At 65.4% G+C, this 22851-nt stretch carries 20 protein-coding genes; 8 read left to right on the top strand and 12 right to left on the bottom strand.

Annotated elements, in window-relative coordinates:
• The first annotated feature begins 79 nt into the window (after positions 1 to 79).
• A complete protein-coding gene (locus H5J25_RS00915; RefSeq protein WP_202093901.1) occupies positions 80 to 1225 on the top strand; it encodes a GNAT family N-acetyltransferase in 1146 nt (381 codons plus the stop codon).
• Here H5J25_RS00915 and H5J25_RS00910 read toward each other — a convergent pair.
• From H5J25_RS00910 to H5J25_RS00900, 3 genes are all read right to left on the bottom strand, one after another.
• On the bottom strand, positions 1203 to 2861 hold the full coding sequence (locus tag H5J25_RS00910) for a hypothetical protein (protein ID WP_202093900.1): 1659 nt from the start codon (positions 2859 to 2861) through the stop codon (positions 1203 to 1205). The genes H5J25_RS00915 and H5J25_RS00910 overlap by 23 nt on opposite strands.
• Before the next feature lie 9 nt (positions 2862 to 2870).
• Entirely contained in the window at positions 2871 to 4625 is a 1755-nt protein-coding gene (locus H5J25_RS00905; RefSeq protein WP_202093899.1) for a hypothetical protein, read from the bottom strand.
• 79 nt (positions 4626 to 4704) lie between these two features.
• Positions 4705 to 5922, bottom strand: coding sequence for an argininosuccinate synthase (locus tag H5J25_RS00900; RefSeq protein WP_202093898.1), 1218 nt, complete (start codon positions 5920 to 5922; stop codon positions 4705 to 4707).
• Positions 5923 to 6122: 200 nt separating this feature from the next.
• On the opposite strand from H5J25_RS00900, the gene H5J25_RS00895 reads away from it, so the two are divergent.
• From H5J25_RS00895 to H5J25_RS00880, 4 genes are read left to right on the top strand one after another with little or no spacing between them, the layout of a single operon-like run.
• Positions 6123 to 6827 carry a 3'-5' exonuclease gene (locus tag H5J25_RS00895; RefSeq protein WP_225883467.1) on the top strand — a complete coding sequence of 235 codons (705 nt, stop codon included), beginning with the start codon at positions 6123 to 6125 and terminating at the stop codon, positions 6825 to 6827.
• Between the two features lie 57 nt (positions 6828 to 6884).
• Positions 6885 to 8411 (top strand): sensor histidine kinase, encoded by a 1527-nt coding sequence (locus H5J25_RS00890; RefSeq protein WP_202093897.1) that lies wholly within the window; start codon positions 6885 to 6887, stop codon positions 8409 to 8411.
• Positions 8408 to 8851 carry a response regulator gene (locus H5J25_RS00885; RefSeq protein ID WP_202093895.1) on the top strand — a complete coding sequence of 148 codons (444 nt, stop codon included), beginning with the start codon at positions 8408 to 8410 and terminating at the stop codon, positions 8849 to 8851. Before H5J25_RS00890 ends, H5J25_RS00885 begins: the two co-directional genes overlap by 4 nt.
• The gene (locus H5J25_RS00880; protein ID WP_202093893.1) at positions 8848 to 9876 is read left to right on the top strand and encodes a sensor histidine kinase; all 1029 of its coding nucleotides are present in this window, start codon (positions 8848 to 8850) and stop codon (positions 9874 to 9876) included. Before H5J25_RS00885 ends, H5J25_RS00880 begins: the two co-directional genes overlap by 4 nt.
• A 77-nt stretch (positions 9877 to 9953) precedes the next feature.
• Here H5J25_RS00880 and H5J25_RS00875 read toward each other — a convergent pair whose 3' ends face one another.
• Both H5J25_RS00875 and H5J25_RS00870 read right to left on the bottom strand, forming a co-directional pair.
• The gene (locus H5J25_RS00875) at positions 9954 to 10424 is read right to left on the bottom strand and encodes a DUF1440 domain-containing protein (RefSeq protein ID WP_202093891.1); all 471 of its coding nucleotides are present in this window, start codon (positions 10422 to 10424) and stop codon (positions 9954 to 9956) included.
• 89 nt (positions 10425 to 10513) lie between these two features.
• Positions 10514 to 11611 (bottom strand): metallophosphoesterase, encoded by a 1098-nt coding sequence (locus H5J25_RS00870; RefSeq protein ID WP_225883256.1) that lies wholly within the window; start codon positions 11609 to 11611, stop codon positions 10514 to 10516.
• Positions 11612 to 11834: 223 nt separating this feature from the next.
• Here H5J25_RS00870 and H5J25_RS00865 point away from each other — a divergent pair, with 223 nt between their 5' ends.
• Positions 11835 to 12152, top strand: coding sequence for a hypothetical protein (locus H5J25_RS00865; protein ID WP_202093889.1), 318 nt, complete (start codon positions 11835 to 11837; stop codon positions 12150 to 12152).
• Between the two features lie 7 nt (positions 12153 to 12159).
• Here the strand turns inward: H5J25_RS00865 and H5J25_RS00860 are convergent, their stop codons facing one another.
• The 7 genes from H5J25_RS00860 to H5J25_RS00830 all read right to left on the bottom strand — a co-directional run bounded on the left by H5J25_RS00860 (position 12160) and on the right by H5J25_RS00830 (position 21271).
• Positions 12160 to 13359 (bottom strand): multidrug effflux MFS transporter, encoded by a 1200-nt coding sequence (locus H5J25_RS00860; protein ID WP_202095848.1) that lies wholly within the window; start codon positions 13357 to 13359, stop codon positions 12160 to 12162.
• 147 nt (positions 13360 to 13506) lie between these two features.
• Complete coding sequence (gyrB, locus tag H5J25_RS00855; protein ID WP_202093887.1) at positions 13507 to 16014, bottom strand: DNA topoisomerase (ATP-hydrolyzing) subunit B; 2508 nt, start codon at positions 16012 to 16014, stop codon at positions 13507 to 13509.
• A 96-nt stretch (positions 16015 to 16110) separates the two neighbouring features.
• Complete coding sequence (locus H5J25_RS00850; RefSeq protein WP_202093885.1) at positions 16111 to 16782, bottom strand: hypothetical protein; 672 nt, start codon at positions 16780 to 16782, stop codon at positions 16111 to 16113.
• Positions 16783 to 16890: 108 nt separating this feature from the next.
• Positions 16891 to 17655 carry an OmpA family protein gene (locus H5J25_RS00845; protein WP_202093883.1) on the bottom strand — a complete coding sequence of 255 codons (765 nt, stop codon included), beginning with the start codon at positions 17653 to 17655 and terminating at the stop codon, positions 16891 to 16893.
• An 84-nt stretch (positions 17656 to 17739) separates the two neighbouring features.
• Positions 17740 to 18804 carry a DNA replication/repair protein RecF gene (recF, locus tag H5J25_RS00840; RefSeq protein ID WP_202093881.1) on the bottom strand — a complete coding sequence of 355 codons (1065 nt, stop codon included), beginning with the start codon at positions 18802 to 18804 and terminating at the stop codon, positions 17740 to 17742.
• Positions 18805 to 18867: 63 nt separating this feature from the next.
• Entirely contained in the window at positions 18868 to 19656 is a 789-nt protein-coding gene (locus H5J25_RS00835; protein WP_202093880.1) for a Coq4 family protein, read from the bottom strand.
• A gap of 52 nt (positions 19657 to 19708) precedes the next feature.
• Positions 19709 to 21271, bottom strand: a complete 1563-nt coding sequence (locus tag H5J25_RS00830; protein ID WP_202093878.1) for an ArnT family glycosyltransferase — start codon at positions 21269 to 21271, stop codon at positions 19709 to 19711.
• Between the two features lie 318 nt (positions 21272 to 21589).
• Between H5J25_RS00830 and H5J25_RS00825 the strand changes: the two genes are divergently transcribed.
• Positions 21590 to 22150, top strand: coding sequence for a hypothetical protein (locus H5J25_RS00825; RefSeq protein ID WP_202093871.1), 561 nt, complete (start codon positions 21590 to 21592; stop codon positions 22148 to 22150).
• Positions 22147 to 22851 (top strand): OmpA family protein, encoded by a 705-nt coding sequence (locus H5J25_RS00820; protein WP_202093869.1) that lies wholly within the window; start codon positions 22147 to 22149, stop codon positions 22849 to 22851. The genes H5J25_RS00825 and H5J25_RS00820 overlap by 4 nt, the downstream gene beginning before the upstream one ends.

The raw sequence follows: 22851 nt of genomic DNA, 5'->3' as shown, positions 1-22851 counted from the left end.
GCCGCCGGCCTGCCCGAATGCGGCGGCTCCGTCCGGCCAAGCCTTGGACCGAGGCACCGGGCATCCTATTTTGGCGGTAATGCCAGACACCGCCGTTACCGCTCGCCTCGCCGACGGCGTCGCCGCCATTCCCGCTGCCGATTGGGACGCGTGCGCCGGAGCGGACAATCCGTTCCTTAGCTATGCCTTCCTGTCGGTCATGGAACGATCGGGCAGCGCGACGGCGCGTACCGGCTGGCAACCGATCCCGATCGTGATCGACGGGCCGGACGGTCATCCCGCCGCGATCGCGCCCGCTTATGCCAAGAGCCACAGCCAAGGCGAATACGTCTTCGATCATGGCTGGGCCGATGCGTGGGAACGGGCCGGCGGGCGATATTACCCCAAGCTCCAGATCGCAGCGCCATTCACCCCGGTCCCCGGCCCGCGCCTGCTGCTGAAGGACGAATCCTATGCAGCACCGTTGATCGCCGCGATCGAGGCAGTGACCGACCAGCATGGCCTGTCCTCCGCGCATGCGACCTTCATCGCGCCGGAACAGGTTCCGCTGTTCGAGGCGGCTGGCTGGCTGATCCGCGCCGGCACGCAGTTCCACTGGCAGAATCAGGACTATTCGACCTTCGACGATTTCCTGGCCGCGCTTGCCAGCCGGAAACGCAAGGCGATCCGCAAGGAGCGCGCTACCGCGGTTAAGGGCCTGACGATCCGCCACCTGACCGGTGCCGAGATCACCGAGGCAGACTGGGATGCGTTCTGGATCTTCTATCAGGACACGGGCAACCGCAAATGGGGCCGCCCCTATCTGACGCGGCAGGCCTTTTCGCTGCTCGGGCGGGACATGGCGGATCGCATATTGCTGATCATGGCCGATCGGGACGGCGTGCCGATTGCCGGCGCGCTAAACCTGATCGGCGCGGATACCTTGTACGGCCGCTATTGGGGGTGCAGCGAGGACGTGCCCTTCCTGCATTTCGAACTCTGTTACTATCAGGCGATCGACGCCGCGATCGCGCGGGGATTGAAGACGGTCGAGGCCGGTGCGCAGGGCGAACACAAATTGGCGCGCGGCTATGTCCCCGTCACGACCTGGTCCGCCCACTATATTCCCGATCCGAACTTCCGCCGTGCGATCGCCGATTTCCTGGTCCGCGAACGGGAATCGGTCGAGGCGGATCAGGACTATCTCGGCGAACTGACCCCGTTCAGAAAGGCGCCCGCCATATAATCTTCGGATGGATCTCGGCATCGCTGACGAAGATGCCGGGCCGCGAGTGATCGACCTTGAACAGCACGCTGGTACCGTCGCGCCACACCTCGACCAGACCCTGATTGTATTTGGGGTCATAGGCCGGCGGCTGGACCAGCCAGACATAGTCATAGGCGTTGCGCGGGAAGCGGGCGAGCGCACGGTTGATCGGCCGCCACCATTCGCGCGGGCACTGGATGCTCGTCACGATCTGCGACGGATCATGCGAAAATTTGCCCGCCGGAAGATATTTCGTCGTCAGCAACTGCGCGCCGGCCATCGACCATTGGTCGTTCGAATAGGCCAGTCGCCGTTCCAGCGCGATTGCCGGGATATGCTCCAGCCGCGTCATGAACCAGCGGTTGCCGCATCTTTGCCCGACGAACGTCACCAGCCGCGCGCCGATCGGCACATGGTCCAGCGCCTTCAACTCGCGATCGTAGGTCTGGTCGAACATCCAGTAGCTGACCGTCCCCGCCCCCATCCGCACCAGGAAGAACGCACAGCCGAGCACGGCCAGCGTCGACGCGCCGCGGATCGAAAGACCCGGTTTCGGGCGCAGCGCGATCACCGCGATCGCGATCATGAACGGCGCCAGCCGCATATCGGCATAAGCAGACCCGAACACGATGCGCGGCAGGACGATGAACACAGCGAGCAGGAACAAGGCCGACAGGCCCAGATTACGCGAATATTCCACGTTCGGGTCGCGGAAACCCTTGAACAGGATCAGGTACAACACGGCCGTCGCGGCGATGTCGAACGCCTGCCAGCGATCCGCCAGCACCTTGGTCAGCCAGCTTACCTTCGCCTGCCAGTTGAACCAGTCCCCGGTCTGGCCGGCGACGTGTTCGCCGCTGCGCCACAGGATCATCATCACCATCGGTATCGCGAGCGGCAGGCAGTTCAGCCCGGCCTTGAACCATGCCTCGACCCAGTGCCCGCGCTTGACCCGTTGCCATAACGTGCCCGGCACGCGGCGCCCGGTCATCGCATCGTGCTGCCGCACCATTTCGGCAGAGAAGGCCAGTACACCCAGCACGCCCCAGCCGAACGTGTGGCAGATCCACAATGCGACCGACAAAGGCAGGAAGATGATCGCGCGCAGTTTCAGCCGTCCGAGCCGCGCGAGCCGCAACCACAGGGCGAAGGCGTTGAGCGCGATCGCCATAGCGAGCGCGAAATTGACGAAACCGAACTGGAACGGAAAACTATAGGCCAGAGGCAGCGCGAAGAGAGCGGTCGGCGGTATGCGGCCATGCACCTCGCGCGCGATCCACAGCAGCCCGAGCACCGTCAGCGCGGGAATGCTGATCACGATCAGCTTGACCGCGAGTTCCAGCCCGAACACCGGCGCCAGCGGCACGACCAGCAGGTCGATGCCAAGATTGCCGATCAGCGACCATTGGAAATTATACCAGTCGCGCAGCCACGGAACCGTGTCCATGTCGAGTTGGACGCGGTAGCGCCCCATATGTCCGGGCAGGTCGACCAGCGGCGGAATATCGGGTTTGAGCAGGGGAATGATGGCGGCCAGCACCATCAACGCCACGAACCACCGCGTCTGCCACCAGTGCAGCGTCTCGCCGCTGCTCTGCCTGTCCTCAACCTGCATCGAACGGCCTTACAGCGTTGCGGGGCGCCCGAACAAGCGTGGTTCGATCGCAAACAGGATCAATCCGTCATCCGGCCCTTCGACTGGTCGCATCCAGTCAGGCGCATGGCCGGCGCGGAGTCGAGCGATCAGGCTGCCCCGATCGGCCGGGCCGAGTTCACCGAAACTGTCCGGGCACACGGCGGCATAGCGCAGGTGCCAGTGCCGCGCGATCGCCTCCGCCTCGGCCGCCGACCCGAGATAGAAACGATAGACGGCGGTATTGCCGTGATCGCCGCGATGATACGGCGCGCCGACGACCGACAATCCGGTCGCGCCGATCGCATAGGCCCCAAGGTCGAGCGGCGCGATCAACCGTCCGCCGGGCAGTCGCGCGAGGCGGGCCAGCGCCTCGCGCGACGTGCAGGATCCGCCCGGTCGTGCCGTGGACGGCGATGACGGGGCATGCATGTCGGCCGGGGTCAGCGCATTTGCGGCCAGCGGATACAGCATGCCCGCGGATCCGATCCACGCGGCCGCGAGCGCGCCCGTACCGCGACGTCGTGCGATCGATATGACCGCCGCCAGCGCCGGGGCGGCGAGGATCGCCCCGGCATAGGCGCCACGCAACTGGATGCAGGTCAGGATCAGCGCGCCCGCCTGGAACGCCAGCAACACGCCCCACCCCGCCCGTCGCGTCCTGTACAGCCGCCACGTGCTTGCGACGATTCCGGCGACCATCAGGCCGGCATAGCCCAGCGCCGTCACCGTGGGTGCGGCGAACAGCGACTGCGCTTCCCCGACATTCGCCAGCCACATGCGCGCGAGCATCGGGTCCACATTGCCGTAGGGAGACAGGCATTGCGGCGCGCCGCGCCACACGCCGGCCGCGGTCACGATGCCGGCGGCGCCCGCCAGCGCGGCCCGAACGTCGCGCCGCTTGCTCGCATAACCGGCGATCGCGAGGATGATCGGTGCGAATGCGGCGAACTGGAAGGCGCGCCACGCGATCGCGGTGAATCCGTCGCAGGCGGGATACAGAAACTGGTCGGTTCGCAGCATCGTGTTGGCGGTCAGCAATCCCGCGGCAAGCGCAATACCGAAGCCCATCAGCGCGTCGTCCGATCCGCCGATGATCCACCGGACGACCAGCACCGCGCCGGCCACGCCGATCAAGGGCAGCGTCTCCAGCCCGATCGCGATGCTGGCGGCTGCGGCGAACCCCGCCACCAATGCGCGCTCCATCCCTCGCCCGGTGATCAGGGCAAGGACGATGACGAGCAGCAGGACGATCTGGAAGCCGTGATGGTCGATCCGTCCGGGCAGGAAGATCGTCGAGGATGGATAGGCGATCGCGGCGACGATCAGGGCCGTGCGCGCGATCTCGGCGCCGCCCAGCGCGCGGGCGATGCGCGCGATCAGGAACAAGGCGATCGTCAGCAGCATCGCGGGCCAGATGATCACCGCCGCGATCTCCGCCGCATGTCGGCCCGCCAGCGGGGCAAGGGCGGCGATGATCGCGCCCGGCACAAGATCCGGAAGCCGCGACCAGTGCATCGGCAGGCCGCCTGCCCCCAGCCGATGCTGCGATACGTCGCTGAAACGCTGCCCGGCGAGCCAGTCGCGGATCTGCTGCAGCCGCATGACGTCGTCCGTGTCGGGCAATCGCAGCGCCGAAAGGTTCTGCCAGTCGCGGAGACTCCAGGCGAGGACGAGCGCGAACGCCAGCAGGATCGCCGCCCAAGCGTCGCCCTGCCAATCCCGCCGTGATGCCGTGGAAGCCATGGGCCGGGTCTAATGGCGCACGGTTAATCGTCCGTTGTCTGTTCAGTCCCGCGCAGGCAATTGTAAGGAATAACTTTGCCTAGCGGTCGCGCCGACCCAGAAGGCGCAGGCGCAGCGCCTGCAACTTGATGAAACCGGCCGCATCACGCTGGTCGTACGCGCCCTGATCGTCTTCGAACGTCACGACCTTTTCGGAATAGAGCGAGAAAGGCGATTTGCGCCCGGTGACGTTGACCGAACCCTTGTACAGCTTCAGCCGCACCGTTCCGGTGACCTTTTCCTGGCTGTGGTCGATCGCCGCCTGCAGCATCTCGCGCTCCGGGCTGAACCAGAAGCCGTTATAGATCAGCTCGGCGTAACGCGGGGCGAGTTCGTCCTTCAGATGCGCCGCGCCACGATCCAGCGTCAGTTGCTCGATGCCGCGATGTGCGAGGTGATAGATCGTGCCGCCCGGTGTCTCGTACATGCCGCGCGACTTCATGCCGACGAAGCGGTTCTCGACCAGATCGAGCCGTCCGATGCCGTGCTTGCGACCCAGTTCGTTCAGCGTTTCCAGCAAGGTGGCGGGGGACATACCGACGCCGTTGACCGCCACGCCGTCGCCGCGTTCGAAATCGATCGTGATCGTCTCCGGCTCGTTCGGTGCGTCTTCTGGGTTCACCGTGCGCGAATAGACATAGTCCGGCACCTCGTCCCACGGATCCTCCAGCACCTTGCCCTCGGACGAGGTGTGCAGCATGTTCGCGTCGGTCGAGAACGGCGCCTCGCCGCGCTTGTCCTTGCTGACCGGAATCTGGTGCTGTTCGGCGAATTCGATCAGCTTGGTGCGGCTGGTCAGATCCCATTCGCGCCACGGCGCGATCACCTTAATGTCGGGCGCCAGCGCGTAATAGCCCAGTTCGAAGCGGACCTGGTCGTTCCCCTTGCCGGTCGCGCCGTGGCTGACCGCGTCGGCGTTCAGCATCTTTGCGATCTCGATCTGCCGTTTGGCGATCAGCGGCCGCGCGATCGACGTGCCGAGCAGGTACAGCCCCTCGTACAACGCGTTCGATCGCATCATCGGGAAGACGTAATCCCGCACGAATTCCTCGCGCAGATCGTCGATGAAGATATGCTCGGGCTTCACACCCGCCATCTGTGCCTTCTGACGTGCCGGCTCCAGTTCCTCGCCCTGCCCCAGATCGGCGGTGAAGGTCACGACTTCGCACTTATACGTCTGCTGCAGCCATTTCAGGATGACGCTGGTGTCGAGGCCGCCCGAATAAGCGAGGACGACTCTGTTGATCTGGTCGGACATGGCGGCGAACTCCGGCGATGTTGGGTCGCGGGCGGGTATCAGCCGCGCACGCGCGGGGCAAGCATTGCGAACCCGACAGGCGGTATCGCACGGAAAAGCTGGCATTCGGGCATGCGAACCTCCACTTAGGCACCGATGCCTCCCCCCAGCCTTCGATCATCCGCGTCATCGACCTCGAAACCACCGGCCAGGCGCCCCCGATGCATGGCGTGTGCGAGATCGGGTGGCAGGATGTCGCACTCGGTCCGGACGGACGCTGGGACCTGTATGGCGAGGGCGGACAGCGCTTCGTCAATCCCGGCCGTCCGATCCCGCCGATCACGCAGGCCGTGCATCATATCTTGGACGAACAGGTCGCGAACGAGCCGTTCTGGCAGGATGTCGCGCGCCCCGTGCTCGATCCCTATCCGCGACGCATCGCGCTGGCGGCGCACCGTGCGACGTTCGAGGAGCAATATTGCACCCCGGCGCTGACGCGCGGTGCGGACTGGATCTGCACGTGGAAGTGCGCCCTGCGGCTGTGGCCCGATTCGCCGAGCTTTTCCAATCAGGTGCTGCGCTATTGGCGCAAGCCGGCGGGGATCGATCACGAACGCGGCCTGCCGGCACACCGCGCGTTTCCGGATGCATACGTCACAGCATTCCACCTGCGCGACATGCTGAACGAGGCGAGCGTCGCGCAACTGATCGCCTGGTCGAACCAGCCCGGCCTGCTGCCGCGGGTCCGTTTCGGCCCAGACCGGGGCAAATCGTGGCAGGAGATCGACGAGGACAGCCTCAACAAGTTCCTGGGCGACCGCGACATAGACGTGCGCTTCACGGCGGAAACCGAAGCCGCGCGCCGGCGTGGCGGCGGTATGGTCGGGCGGCCCACGCTGCAGGGTTCGCTGCTGTGGGACGATTGATCGAAGTCAACCGTCACATGCTGGCGTTGATCGTAACGGCTGCGTAAGAGCGGTCCGATGGCAAGGCCGCTTCTCCAACGACTGGGTGTACGGGAGGGGCTTGCACGCCGCTTCCTGGTGGCGTGCCTCGCGGTCGGCTTCCTTGCGCTGATCACGGCGATCTTCGCTGCCGCCTGGTCGACCAAGCGCAGCCAGGATCATGGCCGCTGGGTCACTCATACCTACGAAGTCGAACTCGCGGTCACGAAAGTGACGACGGCGATCGAGCGCGCGGAAACGGTACGGCGCGGATATCTGCTGACCGGTCAGCAGGTCTATCTCGACAGTTACCGCGACGTCGCCGCGACGCTTTCCCCCGCACTGTCGCGAGTCATGCGCCTGACCGACGACAATCCACGGCAGCGCGGCAACATCGTGCGCCTGCAAGCGCAGGTCCGCGATATCCTCGCCTATCGCAACCAGTCGATCACGCTGATGGCGGCTGGGCGGCAGCAGGCGGCGATTGACGCGTTCGTCGCGGAAACCGGCGCGGCCCGCATGAAGGGCGTGCGCGCGACTTTGGCGGCGATGACTGCCGAGGAACAGCGCCTGCTCGCCATTCGCGATCGCGAATTGCAGTCCAGCGTGACGATCTTCTACGGCATTCTCGCGTTGACCGGCGTGCTGCTGCTGCTGGTCGCGATGGCGACATTGGCCACCGTCCTGCGCTATACGCGCGATCTGTCCGCCTCGCGCGACGATCTTCGCGATTTCGCCGACACGCTGGAGGAACTGGTCGAGGAACGCACGGCGGACCTGTCGCGCGCGAACGAGGAAATACAGCGCTTCGCCTATATCGTCAGCCACGATTTGCGCTCCCCGTTGGTCAACGTGATGGGGTTCACCGCCGAACTCGACACCGCCACCGTGGCGATCACCGACCTGATCGATCGCGCCGAGGCGACCGCGCCCGACATCGTCACCGAGGATGCCCGGCTGGCGGCGCGCGAAGACCTGCCCGAGGCGATCCGCTTCATCCGTACGTCCACCCAGAAAATGGATCGGCTGATCAATGCGATCCTCAAGCTATCGCGAGAGGGGCGGCGCGTCATTTCCCCCGAGCCGGTGGGCATGGGTGCGATGGTGCAGACGATCGACGGATCGCTGAAACACCTGACGGAGGATCGCGATGCGACGATCGCAGTCGAAGGGACTTTGCCCGGAATCGTCACCGACCGGCTGGCGATCGAGCAGATCTTCTCCAATCTGATCGAGAATGCGGTCAAATATCTGCAACCCGGCCGCCCGGGCCGCATCGTGGTGCGCGGCGAAAAGACGGGATCGCGCATCGTCTACGAAATCGAGGATAACGGCCGGGGCATCGCGCCCAGCGACCACCAGCGCGTGTTCGACCTGTTCCGCCGATCGGGGCATCAGGATCAACCCGGCGAAGGTATCGGACTCGCGCATGTCCGCGCACTCGCCTACCGTCTGGGCGGCGTGATCGACGTTCGATCGGAACTGGGCAAGGGCGCCACTTTCCGGCTAACGCTGCCCGCCGTCCTGACCGAAGCAGAATCAAAGAGATCCGGGGAAGTATCATGACCGACCACCGTTCCGTCAGCATCGTGATGATCGAGGACGATGAAGGCCATGCGCGGCTGATCGAAAAGAACATCCGTCGCGCCGGCATCATGAACGAGATCACGCATTTCACCGACGGCACGACCGCGCTGCATTATCTGTTTACCGACAAGAACGGACCGGCGATGAACGGGCCGGCGCTGGTGCTGCTGGATCTCAACCTGCCGGACATGAGCGGCACCGACATCCTCGCCAAGATCAAGAGCGAGCCCGCGTTGAAGCGCACGCCGGTCGTCGTGCTGACCACGACGGACGACAAGGTCGAGATCCAGCGATGCTACGATCTGGGCTGCAACGTCTACATCACGAAACCGGTCAATTACGAAAGCTTCGCGCAGGCGATCCGCCAGCTCGGCCTGTTCCTGTCGGTGATCCAGGTACCGGATATCGAAGGTCAGTGAGCAACCCGACCGCCTTGTATATCGACGATGACGAAGGCCTGCGCCGGTTGGCGGCGAAGGCGCTGGGCCGTCGCGGCTATACGGTGACGGTCGCGGCAGATGGCGAGGAAGGGGTCGAACTCGCGCGCGCACGGTCGTTCGACGTGATCGCGGTCGACCATTATATGCCGGGGATGAACGGGCTGGAGACGCTGAAGCAGCTGGATACGCTGCCGACGCGGCCTCCGGTCGTCTATGTCACCGGGTCGGAAGAAGGCAGCATCGCCGTCGCCGCGCTGAAGGCCGGCGCGTCGGATTACGTCATCAAGACCGTCGGCGACGATTTCTTCGATCTGCTGGCCAGCGCGTTCGCGCAGGTGCTGGCACGATCCTCGCTCGAACAGGCAAAGGCGGCAGCGGAAGACGAACTGCGCGCGACCAACGCCCGGCTGGAAGCGTTGCTGTCCGAGGTCAATCACCGCGTCGCAAATTCGCTGCAGATGGTGTCCGCGATGGTCGGCATGCAGGCCGGCGTATTGGGTGACGGCGCGGCCCGCGATGCGCTGGCGGATACGCAGCGTCGTATCGCCGCGATCGCGCAGGTCCATCGGCGCCTGTATACGTCGAACGATGTCGAGAGCGTCGACATGCAGGAATATCTCGCTGCTCTGGTCGGTGAGTTGAGCGAGACCTGGTCCACGCCCGAGGCACCGCGCACGCTGTCGCTGGATGTCGAACCGATCCGGCTGACGACGGATCGCGCGGTATCTTTGGGCGTCATCGTCACCGAACTGGTCAGCAACGCCTGCAAATATGCCTATCCCGCGCGCGCGGGGGAGGTTCGCGTCGCGCTGACCAGCGAAGGCGACGGCCGCTTCCTGCTGGCGGTCGAGGATGACGGGATCGGGATGGACGTCGGCGCGAAGCCGCGCGGGACTGGCATCGGTACCAAGCTCATCCGGGCGATGGCGCAGAGCCTGCACTCGATCGTCGAATATGACACGGATCGCACTGGCGTCCGCGCAGTGTTGCGCGCCGCGGTCTAGCCCGGTCGCACGGGCCGGGTAGTACGGTACGGGCGCTCGGGTTCAGCACGAGCGGGAAACGCCGACGTCATCATACCCTAGAACAGAAGAAATCCGATCCGCCGTGCGGCTTCGATGCTCGCGCCGAAAACGATATGCGCGGTCAGGCCGTAAAGATGGGTCGAAAGCGACGTCTTCCATGCGGGTGCGCCCCAGCCGAACGCCGGCACGGCGATGTAGTCGAAGACGATCGCGGTGACGATGCCGAACGCGACGCCGAACAGGATCGTGACGTCCGGTTTCCACGCTGCCGCCACGACGTAGATCATGCCCAGAACCAGCCCGGTGCCGTAATGCACCAGCCGGCCCGCAGACGCGCGGCCGCCTTTCGGCACTTTATGGCCCGTCAGTGTCCGGTCGAGGTCATCCGCTGCCTTGCTGGTCGACGATTCCCCACCGCCGTTCTGGCCGAACGGCTTCGAAGCGACGGTCTGGTACAGTTCCATGACGGCGGAGGCGATCAACCCGCAGACGGCGCCCAATAAGAGCAAAACGGGCAGGTCTGACATTGGCGGCTCCTGGATTTTCCAGATATGCCAACGCCTTGATTGCTCGAACGTTCATCCGGAGCGGAAACGACCCAAGTCCGTGCTGGCGATCAGCGTGCCGCGCGCAGGGTGATCCGTGTCAGTTCGGACGGCCGGCCGAGCCGCAGCGCGAAGCCCGGCCACAAGGCGGTGCCGTTGCTGACATACAGCGTCATCCCCCCGACATCGTACCGCCCCGATACGAACCCCCCATTCCCGTTCGCCACCAGCCGATCGAGCCCGACGATCATCCCGCCATGCGTGTGGCCGGAAAGCTGGAGCGCGACGCCGCGCTTTGCCGCGTCGCGCGCGTTTCGCGGCTGGTGATCCAGCAGGATCACCGGGGCATCGTCGGGTGCGCGCGCCAACGCCGCGGCGAGATCGGGGCCGGCCTGTCCGTGCGCCGAGGCGGACAGATCCGTCACTCCGGCCAGGACGATGCGCGCTCCGTCACGGATCACCACCGCATGCATATTGGGCAACATCCGGAATCCGAGATCCTTCAGATGCCGCATCCATTCGGCATAATCGAAGAAATATTCGTGGTTTCCCGGGATCGCATAGACGCCATCGGGCGCGCGCAATTTCGCCAGTGGTGCGATGTCCGCGCGGCGCATCTCGACCGGACCGTCGATAAAGTCGCCCGTGACGACGATCAGGTCGGCGCCGGACGCATTGGCGCGATCGACCACCGCCGTCGCCCAGCGTGCGGTGAACAGCCGGCTGATATGCAAGTCGGTGAGTTGCAGCACACGATAGCCGTCGAACTGCGCCGGAAGCCCCGCAATAGCGACATCGACATCCTTGATCGGCGGAACCCGCAATGCGTTGGCGACGGCTATTGCGGACAGGATCGCCGCGACGCCGCCGATGGCGTAGCGAACCCCATCCGGCACGCCGATCGCTCCATGCCGGATCGCGACCCCGATCAGCGTTCCCAGGTCGAGCAGGATCTGGAGCACCGCGAGGAAGATGATCACCCCGAACGCCCAGTTGAACAGGATCACGACCGCGCGCGGGAATTCGGGCGCGAAGACCGAACCCGACGAAAGGCGGCTCCAATAATGGTATTGCGACGCGAACAGCAGCAGCAGCGCGATGACGCCCTTGCCCCATAGCGGCATGGACAGCGGCCACAGCCACCGCGCGATCACGAGCAGGCTGGGCACGGCGAAAATCAGGTGGAAGATCGTCGGTCTCCGATCGCGTGGGGTCAGTCATGGCTATGCGCAAAGGATCGCGCTGGCCATCATCGTGTCGAAACACGCACGCGCGGTCGAGGTTGCGTCTTCGTTCGGTTGGCGGTCGGCGCGTTCCGGTCTATGATGCGCTATGACAAGGTATTCGCCAGCTCGCGCCTTCCGATCGGCCCTTTGCTGCGCGGTCGCGGTGGTGGCGCTGCAGACCGGTGCGATGGCTCAGACTGCACCGGAGGCTCCCGCTCCCAATGCCGCCCCTGCCGACACGATCCGTTTGTCGGATGAACAGCGCGATTTGATCCTCAATCGCACCACGCCGGACAGCGCAGCGATCGCGCGCGGCGAGATGAGCGGGACCGAGCGGGAGCGTGCGCAGATCCACGGCGAGGTCGGCGTAATGGTCGGGACGAACGGTACGCGCGCCCTGTTCGGGCGCGCCGACATCCCGCTCGGCGACCGGGGCGGGGCGACGATCATGTTCGAAAGCAGCCGGTTCGGCTATCGCCGCTAGGACCGCGTTACGCCGCGCGATGATGCGCGTGGAACAGCTTGCCGCCCTCGATCCAGTAGACGATCGCGAGAACCGCCAGACCGATCGCGAGGTATCCGATCGCCAGCGGATAAGTCGTCCCGTCATAGGATTGGCCGATCAGCGACCCGACGATCACCGCACCGACGCTGGTGATGAACCCCTGGATCGACGATGCGGTCCCGGCGATGTGACCAACCGGTTCCATCGCCATCGCGCCGAAATTCGATCCGCATAGCCCGATACAGGTCATGCTGAGCGCCTGGAACAGCATATAGGTCCACAAGGCTTCGCGGCCGGAAGCGATCACGACGATATGCAGCACCGACAGGGCGATCAGCGCAATGACCGCGCTTTGCGAGATCAGCCGCGTGCCGAGCCGCTCGACCAGCCGGCTGTTGGCGAACGACGCGCACCCCATCGAAAAGGCGCAGACCGCGAACAGGACGGTGAACCGTTCGCCAGCATGGAATTCGTCGACGAAGATCTGTTGCGCCGATGCGACGAACGCAATGATCGCGCCGAACGTCATCGACGCCGCGACCGCATAGCCCGCCGAAAACCGGTTGGTCAGCGTCTGCGTATAGGAGTCGCGGATCGATGCCAGCGACAATGGCGTGCGCCGCTCGATCGGCAGCGATTCACTTAAGCGGAACAGCGACCAGCTCAGCACAAACGCGGCAAAGGCGGCGAGCGCGTAGAAGATGAACCGCCACGGGCCGAAGTGCAGCAACACCTGTCCCAGACTCGGCGCCATGATCGGCACCAGGAAGAAGATCATCTGCGCGACCGACAGGGTCCGCGCCATCTGTCGTCCGGAAAAACGGTCGCGCACGATCGCCACGGCGAGCACGCGCGTCGAGGCCGACATCAATCCCTGCAACACGCGCGCGCCGAGCAGCGCGGCGAAGGTCTGCGACCCGGCGGCGAAGATGCTCGCCGCGACGAAGCCCGCCAGCGTGACGATCAGAATCGGCTTGCGCCCGAACCGGTCGGCAAGCGGTCCGTAGACCAGCTGTCCGGTGCCGAAGCCGAGCATATAGGCAGTGATGATCCATTGGCGGTGGTTCGCGGTCGCGATGCCCAGTTGCGTGCCGATATCGGCCAGCGCGGGCAGCATCAGGTCGACGCCCAGCGCGTTGACCGCCATCAATGCGGCGACGAACGCGACGAATTCGCGCAGCTGCATCGCGGGGCGGACGGTCGTGACGATCATGGCGATCCTCCAGGCTCGCTATACCGGCGACACCATGATCCTGATTTAAAAGCGGTCGCTCAACGCCTTACGGTCACGCGCCGTTCCACCATGCGCGTGGAACGGCATGCGGCGGGCGGATCAGACGTCGAGATTGGCGACGCTGAGCGCATTTTCCTGGATGAATTCGCGACGCGGTTCGACGACATCGCCCATCAGGCGCGTGAAGATCTCGTCCGCGACATCCGCCTGATCGATCTCAACGCGGAGCAGCGAGCGGTTCTGCGGATCGAGCGTGGTTTCCCACAATTGCTCCGCATTCATCTCGCCCAGACCCTTGTAGCGCGAGATCGCCAGACCCTTGCGGCCGGCGAGCAGGATCGCCTCGAACAGCTGGCTCGGGCGGGCGACCATCGTCTGGCCCTTCGCGACCGCGACCGGCGCATCGTTCGCGCCGTCATCCTCTGCATCGGCAGCAGCTTCCTCGGCCTCGGCCTGCGCGGCGGCCGCCTTGGTCGAGACCAGTTTCGCGGTCTGCGCGTAGCTGTCCTGTTGCTCGATCGCCAAAGCGTGCAGCTTGCGCGCCTCTGCCGACACGAGGAACGCCGCCTCGATGATGTGGTGATCGGTCACGCCGCGCCACGCACGCTCGAAATGGATGCTGCCATCCTCAGTCAGGCTGACCGTCCAGCGTGCCTCCGGATCGGCGGCTTCGAGACCGCGCGTCACCTCGGTAACATGCGCCAGCCGGTCTTCGCGCGCGGCGTTCGGATCAAGCGCACCGCCCATTGCCAAAGCCTCGACCATCGTCGGATCGTAGCGGCGCGGCACGTAGCGCATCAGCGTGCGCATGCGCCGCGCATGATCGACCAGCGACCGCAGATCGGCACCCGAGCGCGGCCCGCCGGCGCCTTCCAGCACCGTCGCCGCCACGCCGTTCTCGATCAGATAATCGTCCAGCGCATTGTCGTCCTTCAAATACACTTCGCTGCGCCCGCGCGTCGCTTTGTAGAGCGGCGGTTGCGCGATGTAGAGATATCCGCCGCTGATGATCTCGGGCATCTGGCGATAGAAGAACGTCAGCAAAAGTGTGCGGATATGCGCGCCATCGACGTCTGCGTCGGTCATGATGACGATCTTGTGGTAGCGTAATTTGTCGATCTTGAAGTCGTCGCGGCCGATCCCCGTGCCCATCGCCTGGATCAGCGTACCGATTTCACGGCTGGACAACATCCGGTCGAAGCGGGCGCGTTCGACGTTCAGGATCTTGCCGCGCAATGGCAGGATCGCCTGGAAATGCCGGTCGCGGCCCTGCTTGGCGGATCCGCCTGCCGAGTCACCCTCGACCAGGAACAGTTCGGACTTCGCCGGATCGCGCTCCTGGCAATCGGCAAGCTTGCCCGGCAGCGACGCGATGTCCATCACGCCCTTGCGACGCGTGAGTTCGCGCGCCTTCTTCGCGGCCTCGCGTGCAGCGGCGGCGTCGATGATCTTCGCGACGATCGCCTTGCCGTGTGCCGGATTTTCCTCGAGCCATTCGGCCAGCTTGTCCGCCATCAGGCTTTCGAGCGGCTGACGCACCTCGGACGAAACCAGCTTGTCTTTGGTCTGCGACGAGAACTTCGGATCTGGCAGCTTGACCGATACGATCGCGGTCAGCCCCTCGCGCATATCATCGCCGGTCAGCGTCACCTTTTCCTTCTTCAGGAGACCGGACTTCTCGGCATAGTTGTTCAACGTACGCGTCATCGCCGCGCGGAATGCGGCCATGTGCGTGCCGCCGTCGCGCTGCGGGATGTTGTTGGTGAAGGCGAGGACGTTCTCGTAATATGAGTCGTTCCACTCAAGCGCGACGTCGATCGTCACGTCGTCGCGCGTGCCCGAAATCGCCACGGGTTCCGGCATCAACGGCACCTTGTTGCGATCCAGATATTTCACGAACGCAGCGATGCCGCCTTCGTAATATAATTCGGTCGTCTTCAATTCCTCATGCCGCGCATCGTTGAGGAACAGGCGCACGCCCGAATTGAGGAAAGCGAGTTCGCGGTAACGGTGTTCCAGCTTGTCGAAATCGAATTCGGTGATCTTGAACGTGGCGGGCGACGGGAAGAAGGTCACCCGCGTGCCTTTTTGACCGGTTGCGGCCGGGCCGACGATCTTCAACGGAGCCACCGCGTCACCGAACGCGAAACGCATGTAATGTTCTTGCCCGTCGCGCCAGATCGTCAGATCGAGCCATTCGGACAAGGCGTTGACGACCGAGACGCCGACGCCGTGCAGGCCGCCCGAGACCTTGTAGGCATTGTCGTCGGACGTATTCTCGAACTTACCGCCGGCGTGCAGCTGGGTCATGATGACCTCCGCTGCGGAGACGCCTTCCTCGGTATGGATACCGGTGGGAATCCCACGCCCGTTGTCGGTGACGGAGACCGAACCGTCGGCGTTCAGCGTGATGTCGATCCGGTCGCAATGTCCGGCCAGCGCCTCGTCGATCGCATTGTCGGAGACTTCGAACACCATGTGATGCAGACCGGAGCCGTCGTCGGTGTCGCCGATATACATGCCGGGGCGTTTGCGCACCGCGTCCAGGCCCTTCAGGACCTTGATCGAGTCTGCGCCATAGTCGTTCTTGTTGGGGTCTTCAGCCATGCCCAGCATATAGGGTCGCGCGACTGGAAACGGAAGCAAAATGGGCCTCACGCCGTGGTGGCATGCGGCCCATTGCGGGGCGCGACCGGCCGAGGATCAGTTCGGCGTGGTCGTCACCGTCGTGGTCGTCTTTTCTGTCGTCGCCGCCGGTACCGGCGTCGTACGGCGAACCGTCTTCTTCACCACGCGCGGCTTGGCCTTCACCACGGTGCGCGTCGCCGGGACGGCGGCGGTCTTCGTCGTTTCCGTCGTCACCACCGTGGTCGGTGCGGCGACGGGTGCGGCGCGCGCAGCGGCGGCTTCGGCCTTTGCCGCGCGTGCAGCCTGTTCCGCTGCGGCAGCGCGTGCATTCGCGTCATCGGCCTGCGCGGTCGCGGCCTGCGCCTGCGCGTTTGCGGCAGCCGCCTGTTGCTGCGCGTCCACCGCCACGGCGGCGTTCACGTTCGCCGCGGTATTACGATTGCGCTCGGCGATCCCGATCGCCGTGTCGGCGAGCTGCGACGCACGATTGGCTTCGGCGATCGCTTCGTCCTTGCGGCTGCTGGCGACATCCTCCTCGGCGGTGCGGAGCGCAGCGGCGGCTTCGGCCTGAAGCCGCGGAACCTCGCCCGTCGCGCCGATCTTGGCAGCGGCCTCGACCTTGGCGCGAGCCGCCGCGACCGCTTCGCGCGCACGGTCCATCTTGCCACGCGCCATGCCCGGGGTCGCCGCGCCCAGCATCAACGCCGAAGCGAGCGTGGCATTCAGCATCAATTTGTAGCGATGCATATCGAAGTCCTTTAAGATTGATCGGCGGCCCAACGAGCCGCCTTGCTTTGCAGTTCCGTTACGGGGGCGACTAACCGAGGTTAATCGCCCCCGGGTGCTCCGATACGATCAGAAGCGGTCGGCACGCTGGCCCAGCAACGTGACCTCGACGCGCCGGTTCTGGCGCATGCCTGCCGCCGTGGAATTGCTGGCAACCGGATCGGATTCGCCGTGCCCGACGACCGAGAAGCGCGCGCGTGTCACGCCCATCGCGTCGAACGCGCTTCGCACGCTGGCGGCGCGGCGTTCCGACAGATCCTGGTTGTGCGCGTCCGTACCGCGGGAGTCGGTATAGCCGTCGATGGCCACGCGCACGCCGGGATTGGCACGCAGATAGTCCGCCAGTGGCCGCAGCTTATCCACCGCGCCCGGACGCAGCACGTCGCTGTCCGTGCGAAACAGGACGTCTTCCTGCAGCCGCAACGTCGCGCCGCGCGCCGTCTGGCGGAAACCGTAACCGCGCATCGCGGTGCGGTCCCACCGGCCGGCGGCGGGGCCACGATTCTCGACTACGACGACCGTGTCCCGCGTGCGCCAGTCGAACCGGTCGCGCCGTGGACCGGCGAACGATGCGAACGCACGGTTCGCCGCCTGCGCCTCGCGCGGCTGTACGCGGCCGTCGCGGTTCGTATCGAAATTGCGCATCACGAACGCGCGACCGCGATTGGTCGATCGCAATTCCGGATACAGCAGCCCGGCGCCGGCACCGATCAACCGATAGTCCCGGTCGCCCGGCCGCCCGCCGCCGAAATCCCAGCGGTCCTGCGCCACTGCCGGTGCGGAAACGGTCATCGTCGCGAACGCGGCCAATACGGTAATGCTCAACTTGCTCATATCATCTCTCCTCGGCCCCCGCCGATCGTGCGGGGATGGGCCGGGACGATTGAACGGCGGGTGAGTTGCGCCGACAGCTTCCGTTCAGCGAAAGGCGGTGCCGATCGTCATCCGGAAGGCGTCGCCGCCCAGACCGTCGAACAGCGCGTGCTCCGTTCCGGTCATCCACACCTGCCCGCGCCCCGCGAGACGTTCGAACAGGGCCGCACGACGGACCGGATCGAGATGCGCCGCGACCTCGTCGAGCAGCAGGATCGGCGGGTGCCCGGTGCGCGCCGCGACGAGATCCGCATGTGCGACGACGATGCCCAGCAGCAGCGCCTTCTGTTCCCCGGTCGAACACAAGGCCGCCGGCTGTGCCTTGGCGAGATGCGTCACCGCCAGATCGCTGCGATGCGGCCCGGCCAGCGTCCGCCCGGCGGCGGCATCGCGGCGACGGCCCTGCGCCAGATCGGCCGCGAGCGTGTCCGCCATCGTCGGCCCGCCCCATCCGTCGAGCGACAGTCCGGCGCGCGCGAACGGTCCTTCCGGCTGATCGGCCAAGGCTTCGGCGAGTGTCGAGACCGTTTCGCGCCGCGCAGTATCGATCGCGGCGCCGTGTTCGGCCATCTGCGCTTCGAGTGCGCTCAGCCAGTCCGGATCGGGCGGTGAATCGTCGCCCAGCAGGCGGTTTCGCGCGCGCATCGCGGCGTCGTACCGGTTGCTGTGCACCGCGTGCGCCGGACTGAAGGCCAGGGTCAGCCGGTCGAGGAAACGACGCCGCTCGCTCGCCGGTTCGGTGAACAGCCGGTCCATCGCCGGGGTCAGCCACAAGACCGTCAGCCATTCCGCCAGCGCGGTCGCCGCCGCCGCCGCGCCCTGAATACGGACGATGCGGCGCTCGGGCGCGGTCGGGACGGCTCCGGTCGCGATCTCGGTCGCATCGTTCAGGCTGGCCGCGACGCCGAAGCCGCCCGGCCCGTCCTGCCGCGCCATCTCGCCAAGTGCCGCGCGGCGTAGCCCCCGCCCCGGCGCCAGAAGCGACACGGCCTCCAGCACGTTGGTCTTGCCCGCGCCATTCTCGCCCGTCAGCACGACGAAGCCGGTGCCCGGTGCGATCACGGTGTCCGCATGGTTGCGGAAATCGGTCAGGACGAGGCGGGAGAGCATCGCCGGGTGTACTAGACCGGCGGAGGCGATGTGGGAAATGCCTTCCCCGTCAGGCCTATACTATTACGCGGCGAGCTTTTCGGACGCCGTATTCGCCTCGCGACGATTGCTGAGATACGACGCCATTTCGTCGCCCAGTTCGCGCTGCGCATGTTGATAGGCGACCGGCGTGGCGATGTTCAGGCGGGCACGTGCCACATCGATAGGCTCGTGCAACAGCCGCTCGTAATCCTCGCCCGAAATCCACTTCGCCTTGCGGCCGTTGCGATATCCCTCCCACACGGCGCGCGCGAACAACGTACCGCCGGTCACGCGGATGCTCTTGAGCGCCGCCGCCGCGCCGATGAATGCCCAGCCCAGGCCACCGACCTGCGCGTAGGAGAATGCCACCAGCGCCGCCTCGCCCATGCTTTCGTCGGCCTTGTAGCCGGTCAGCACATGCCAGATGTCATGCGTGTCGCGCACGCGCCGCCCGAACCAGGCATAGGGGTGGAGCATGTCCTCCTCGGCATTGATCCGGCTGACCTCGGCCAGGCCGTCCGCGGAATAGCCGGTCGATTCCAGGAAGTGGTTGTACGCCGCCCCGATCGTGCCCGGCGCGAATTGCCGCGCATAGCCGGGCTGCGAGAAGACATGGGCCAGTTCGGTGCGCTCGTACGCCAGGCGCCCGCCCTGATCGGTCGCGATCAGCCGGGCATAGTTCATCGGCGAATTGCCGACGTTGAGCGCGCGCATGATGCGGAACACCTGCGTCGTGTCGTCGCCATTCGCCATCAGCTTGCGGATCGCGTCGAAGGCGGTGCGCCAATCGCGCTTTCCGGTCGTGCCGGGGAAAGGGGGAAGCTTTGCCATGCGAGTCGCTCCTTACTGACAGCCATGTCAATAAGACGGACGGTCCCCTATGTCAATGTCCCGGCAAACGCCCGTAGATGATGCGGAAATGCATCCCCACGCGGACCACGAAGACCGGACGGTAATCCCGCGCCAGTTCCGCCTGCATATAGTCCCAGGTCCGCCGGTTGATCGTGCTGAACGGGCTTTCCATCTCGACCACGTATTGCGGCTTTTTGCGCATGATCCGCTGGACTTCGGCCAGCGGCAGGACGCCGATCGCATCGTTCTCGACATCGTTGTTCAAATGGTCCGGGAAGGACCAGGGCGACGGCAGGCAGGATCCGGTCAGATGGTACAGTATCGGTTCGGCGGCATAGACGAACAGGCAATCCTTCAACCGCGGCTTCAGATACGCCGCCATCGCATAGACCGCCTTGCCCCGGCCGCGGCCGTCCTGATGCGTCAGGATCGCGACCGCCGACAGCACGAAGGCGATGAAGGCGATGAACAGCACCGCGGGCACGTGCCGGCGGCGACGGCGCGAATGAAACAGCACGCCGGCGCCCAGATCGCCCAGGATCGGTGCCGCCGCGATCGACAGCGGCAACAGCATCGGCAACGCATAATGGTCATAGTAACTGCCGAACACCATTACCGCTGCGAACGCCGCCAGTGCCCAGTTGCGCGTGAACTTCTGCACACTTCCCGCCGGCAACGGCTCGACCGTGCCATCCGCACGCTTCGGCCGGCAGGACAGATATGCGACGAGCAGCAGAGGCGACACTTGCGCGATCATGACGAACCAGCGCATGAAGACGATACCCGGCTTGGGATGGCCGCGCTGGAAGATCGAGGTGAAGTTGGCGTAGACGAACGCCTCGCTATGGCTCCTCGCCGCGTAATATCCCCAGGCGGCGGCGGTGGGCGCCAGCGCGATCGCCATCCATAGTGTCGCCAGTCCGATCAACGCCGGAATCCGCATGCCCCGCAGATGCGCGATCCACAGCAGCGTGAGACCGAAGAACGCGCCCTCGAACAAAGCGGGATATTTGATCTGCATCGCCAGGCCCATCAGCGCCATCGCGACGCTTCCCAGCGCGATCTCCCGTCCACGGAACACGTCGCGGTCGAGGATCCGGACGATGCAGAGCCCCGCCCCGGCGGTGAGCAGATTGTAGAAGACTGGCGACTGACCGCCCTCGCCGCCGAACACGCAGAGATACAGCAGGTAAATGAGCCCCGCCATCAGCGCGCCACGCGGCGGCGTGAACCGCATCGCGATCTGGCCGATCGTGCAGGCGGTCAGCGCGGCGAAGATCGTTGCGACGATCTGATACTGGATCACGCCGTCGCCGCCGAGCAACCGAATCCCGGCGAACAGGATGAACAGGCCGACCGGCTTGCGATCCCAGATATCGATATAGGGCAGGTAACCATGCAACAGCCGGTCGCCGGTCAGCAGGTAGAATTGGTCGTCCGGCTGAATGACGGGATTGCCGAACTGGATCGCCCGGACAAGCAGCGCAAACACCAGAAACGCAGCGGCGCGCGACCAAGGCGTGGCGGCGATGCGATCGATGAAGCGAACGGTGGGCGATCGTGTTTCGAACGAGCGGTTTTGCTCAAAAACCATCGGTTGGCACTAGAAACAAAGAAGGAAGTATCATCGCGCGGCCCGTGCCGCAAAGCAGCGGGAGCGGCAAGACCGGTCGGGCGGTTTGGCGACGGGTCCATTGGAAGACGCCCGGCACCCGCCGCACCACGGACACGGTTCGTCGCGCTTACGGCAGCGAAAGGCTCACGGGAACGGCAGTCTTTGCAGGCTGGCGCGACGATAAAAGACCGGGCGACACCAATCCACCAGCCTTTCGGTTCAGCTCAATGCCTTGTTGCGCGATCGGAACGATCCGGCGCCTTGCCGGTTTCTCGAACGACGTAAAGGAGGAAAGACATGAAGCTTTTCTGCTTCGCCACGGCCGCGATGACCACCGCGATCGTTTCGGGATGTTCGGGCAAGGGCAACGAGCAAACACCTCCGGCCGCATCGGCGACGACGGCGGAGAGCGGGCGCGACGCGACGTCCGCCGCACCGGCGCGGACGGCCACCGATACGCCGGCACCGGAGGGTCGGATCATCCCGGTGAACGCGCAAGGCGTGGCACCGGTGGGGCTGACCGTTCGCGTGAAAAGCGTCGAGCTGGGCGCCGACGCGACGATCCTGGACGTCAGCGCATCCTATGGCGGCACGATGAGCGGCGATGTCGATCTGGCGTTCAGCGAGACGTTCATCCGCGACGAACAGGGCAACAAGCTGATGCTCAAGCGGATATCCGGGAACAAGGATCTCAAGATCCGCGCCGGTGACCAGATGGACGGCCGCCTCGTATTTTTGGGTGCGGTATCGCCGACGGCCAAGTCGATCGAACTGGTCCTGAACGATGGCAATGACGGATCGGCGATCACCGGACCTGGGCTGAACATCCCGATCTCCTTGCAGGCAGCGGGGAAATGACGGTGCGGTTCGGACGCGCCACTGCGCCGTTCGTGCTGGTTCTGACGCTCGGCGCCGTCATCGCGGCCTGCGACCAGATCGCCGCGCCACTGCCCAGCCTGAAGGACCAGCCGGGCACGTTCCGGGTCGTGACGGACGCGCCCAATTCCAGCTTCGGACCGGCGGGCACCGCGAGCGGCACGGGCGGCGCGGTGCCGGAAAGCACGTTCGCATCGTCGGAGGCGGAAGCCGGCGCATTCCGTCTGGCCGAAGTACCGGCGGACCGTTTGGCGGAGACGCGAACGCTGCTGACCGAACTGGGCGCGAAACAGGATGCGGACCAGACGATCCGCTTCTCCCTGCCCGCTGACGTGCTGTTCGACTTCGACAAGGCCAGCCTTCGCCCCGACGCGCAAAAGCCGCTGGCGCAGGCACAGACGCTGATCGCGTCCTATCCGAAGGCCCCGGTCACGATCACGGGCCATACCGACGCCAAGGGCGACGATGCCTATAACGAACGCCTGTCGCTGGCGCGGGCGAAGACCGTCGCGGCACGGCTTGCCGCGAGCGGCGACCGAAAGCCCCAGGTGAACGGAGTCGGCGAACGCGATCCGGTTGCGCCCAATACGCACGCCGACGGCAGCGACGATCCCGCCGGCCGGCAACGCAACCGGCGGGTAGAGATCGTCCTCGCGCCGATCCCGACCGCAACAGGGAATTGA

The organism is Sphingomonas aliaeris, assembly GCF_016743815.1.
In the GTDB taxonomy this organism is placed as follows: Bacteria; Pseudomonadota; Alphaproteobacteria; order Sphingomonadales; family Sphingomonadaceae; genus Sphingomonas; species Sphingomonas aliaeris.
This window is presented reverse-complemented; position numbering and strand designations above follow the sequence as displayed.

Bases quoted from the DNA above. Each gene is read 5' to 3' on its own strand.
- H5J25_RS00875 (WP_202093891.1), bottom strand. From the start codon at position 10,424: ATGTCAGACCTGCCCGTTTTGCTCTTATTGGGCGCCGTCTGCGGGTTG.
- H5J25_RS00850 (WP_202093885.1), bottom strand. From the start codon at position 16,782: ATGCATCGCTACAAATTGATGCTGAATGCCACGCTCGCTTCGGCGTTG.
- H5J25_RS00830 (WP_202093878.1), bottom strand. From the start codon at position 21,271: ATGGTTTTTGAGCAAAACCGCTCGTTCGAAACACGATCGCCCACCGTT.
- H5J25_RS00845 (WP_202093883.1), bottom strand. From the start codon at position 17,655: ATGAGCAAGTTGAGCATTACCGTATTGGCCGCGTTCGCGACGATGACC.
- H5J25_RS00860 (WP_202095848.1), bottom strand. From the start codon at position 13,359: ATGCAGCTGCGCGAATTCGTCGCGTTCGTCGCCGCATTGATGGCGGTC.
- H5J25_RS00890 (WP_202093897.1), top strand. From the start codon at position 6,885: ATGGCAAGGCCGCTTCTCCAACGACTGGGTGTACGGGAGGGGCTTGCA.
- H5J25_RS00835 (WP_202093880.1), bottom strand. From the start codon at position 19,656: ATGGCAAAGCTTCCCCCTTTCCCCGGCACGACCGGAAAGCGCGATTGG.
- recF (WP_202093881.1), bottom strand. From the start codon at position 18,804: ATGCTCTCCCGCCTCGTCCTGACCGATTTCCGCAACCATGCGGACACC.
- H5J25_RS00910 (WP_202093900.1), bottom strand. From the start codon at position 2,861: ATGCAGGTTGAGGACAGGCAGAGCAGCGGCGAGACGCTGCACTGGTGG.
- H5J25_RS00915 (WP_202093901.1), top strand. From the start codon at position 80: ATGCCAGACACCGCCGTTACCGCTCGCCTCGCCGACGGCGTCGCCGCC.
- H5J25_RS00895 (WP_225883467.1), top strand. From the start codon at position 6,123: ATGCATGGCGTGTGCGAGATCGGGTGGCAGGATGTCGCACTCGGTCCG.
- H5J25_RS00900 (WP_202093898.1), bottom strand. From the start codon at position 5,922: ATGTCCGACCAGATCAACAGAGTCGTCCTCGCTTATTCGGGCGGCCTC.
- H5J25_RS00820 (WP_202093869.1), top strand. From the start codon at position 22,147: ATGACGGTGCGGTTCGGACGCGCCACTGCGCCGTTCGTGCTGGTTCTG.
- gyrB (WP_202093887.1), bottom strand. From the start codon at position 16,014: ATGGCTGAAGACCCCAACAAGAACGACTATGGCGCAGACTCGATCAAG.
- H5J25_RS00905 (WP_202093899.1), bottom strand. From the start codon at position 4,625: ATGGCTTCCACGGCATCACGGCGGGATTGGCAGGGCGACGCTTGGGCG.
- H5J25_RS00885 (WP_202093895.1), top strand. From the start codon at position 8,408: ATGACCGACCACCGTTCCGTCAGCATCGTGATGATCGAGGACGATGAA.
- H5J25_RS00825 (WP_202093871.1), top strand. From the start codon at position 21,590: ATGAAGCTTTTCTGCTTCGCCACGGCCGCGATGACCACCGCGATCGTT.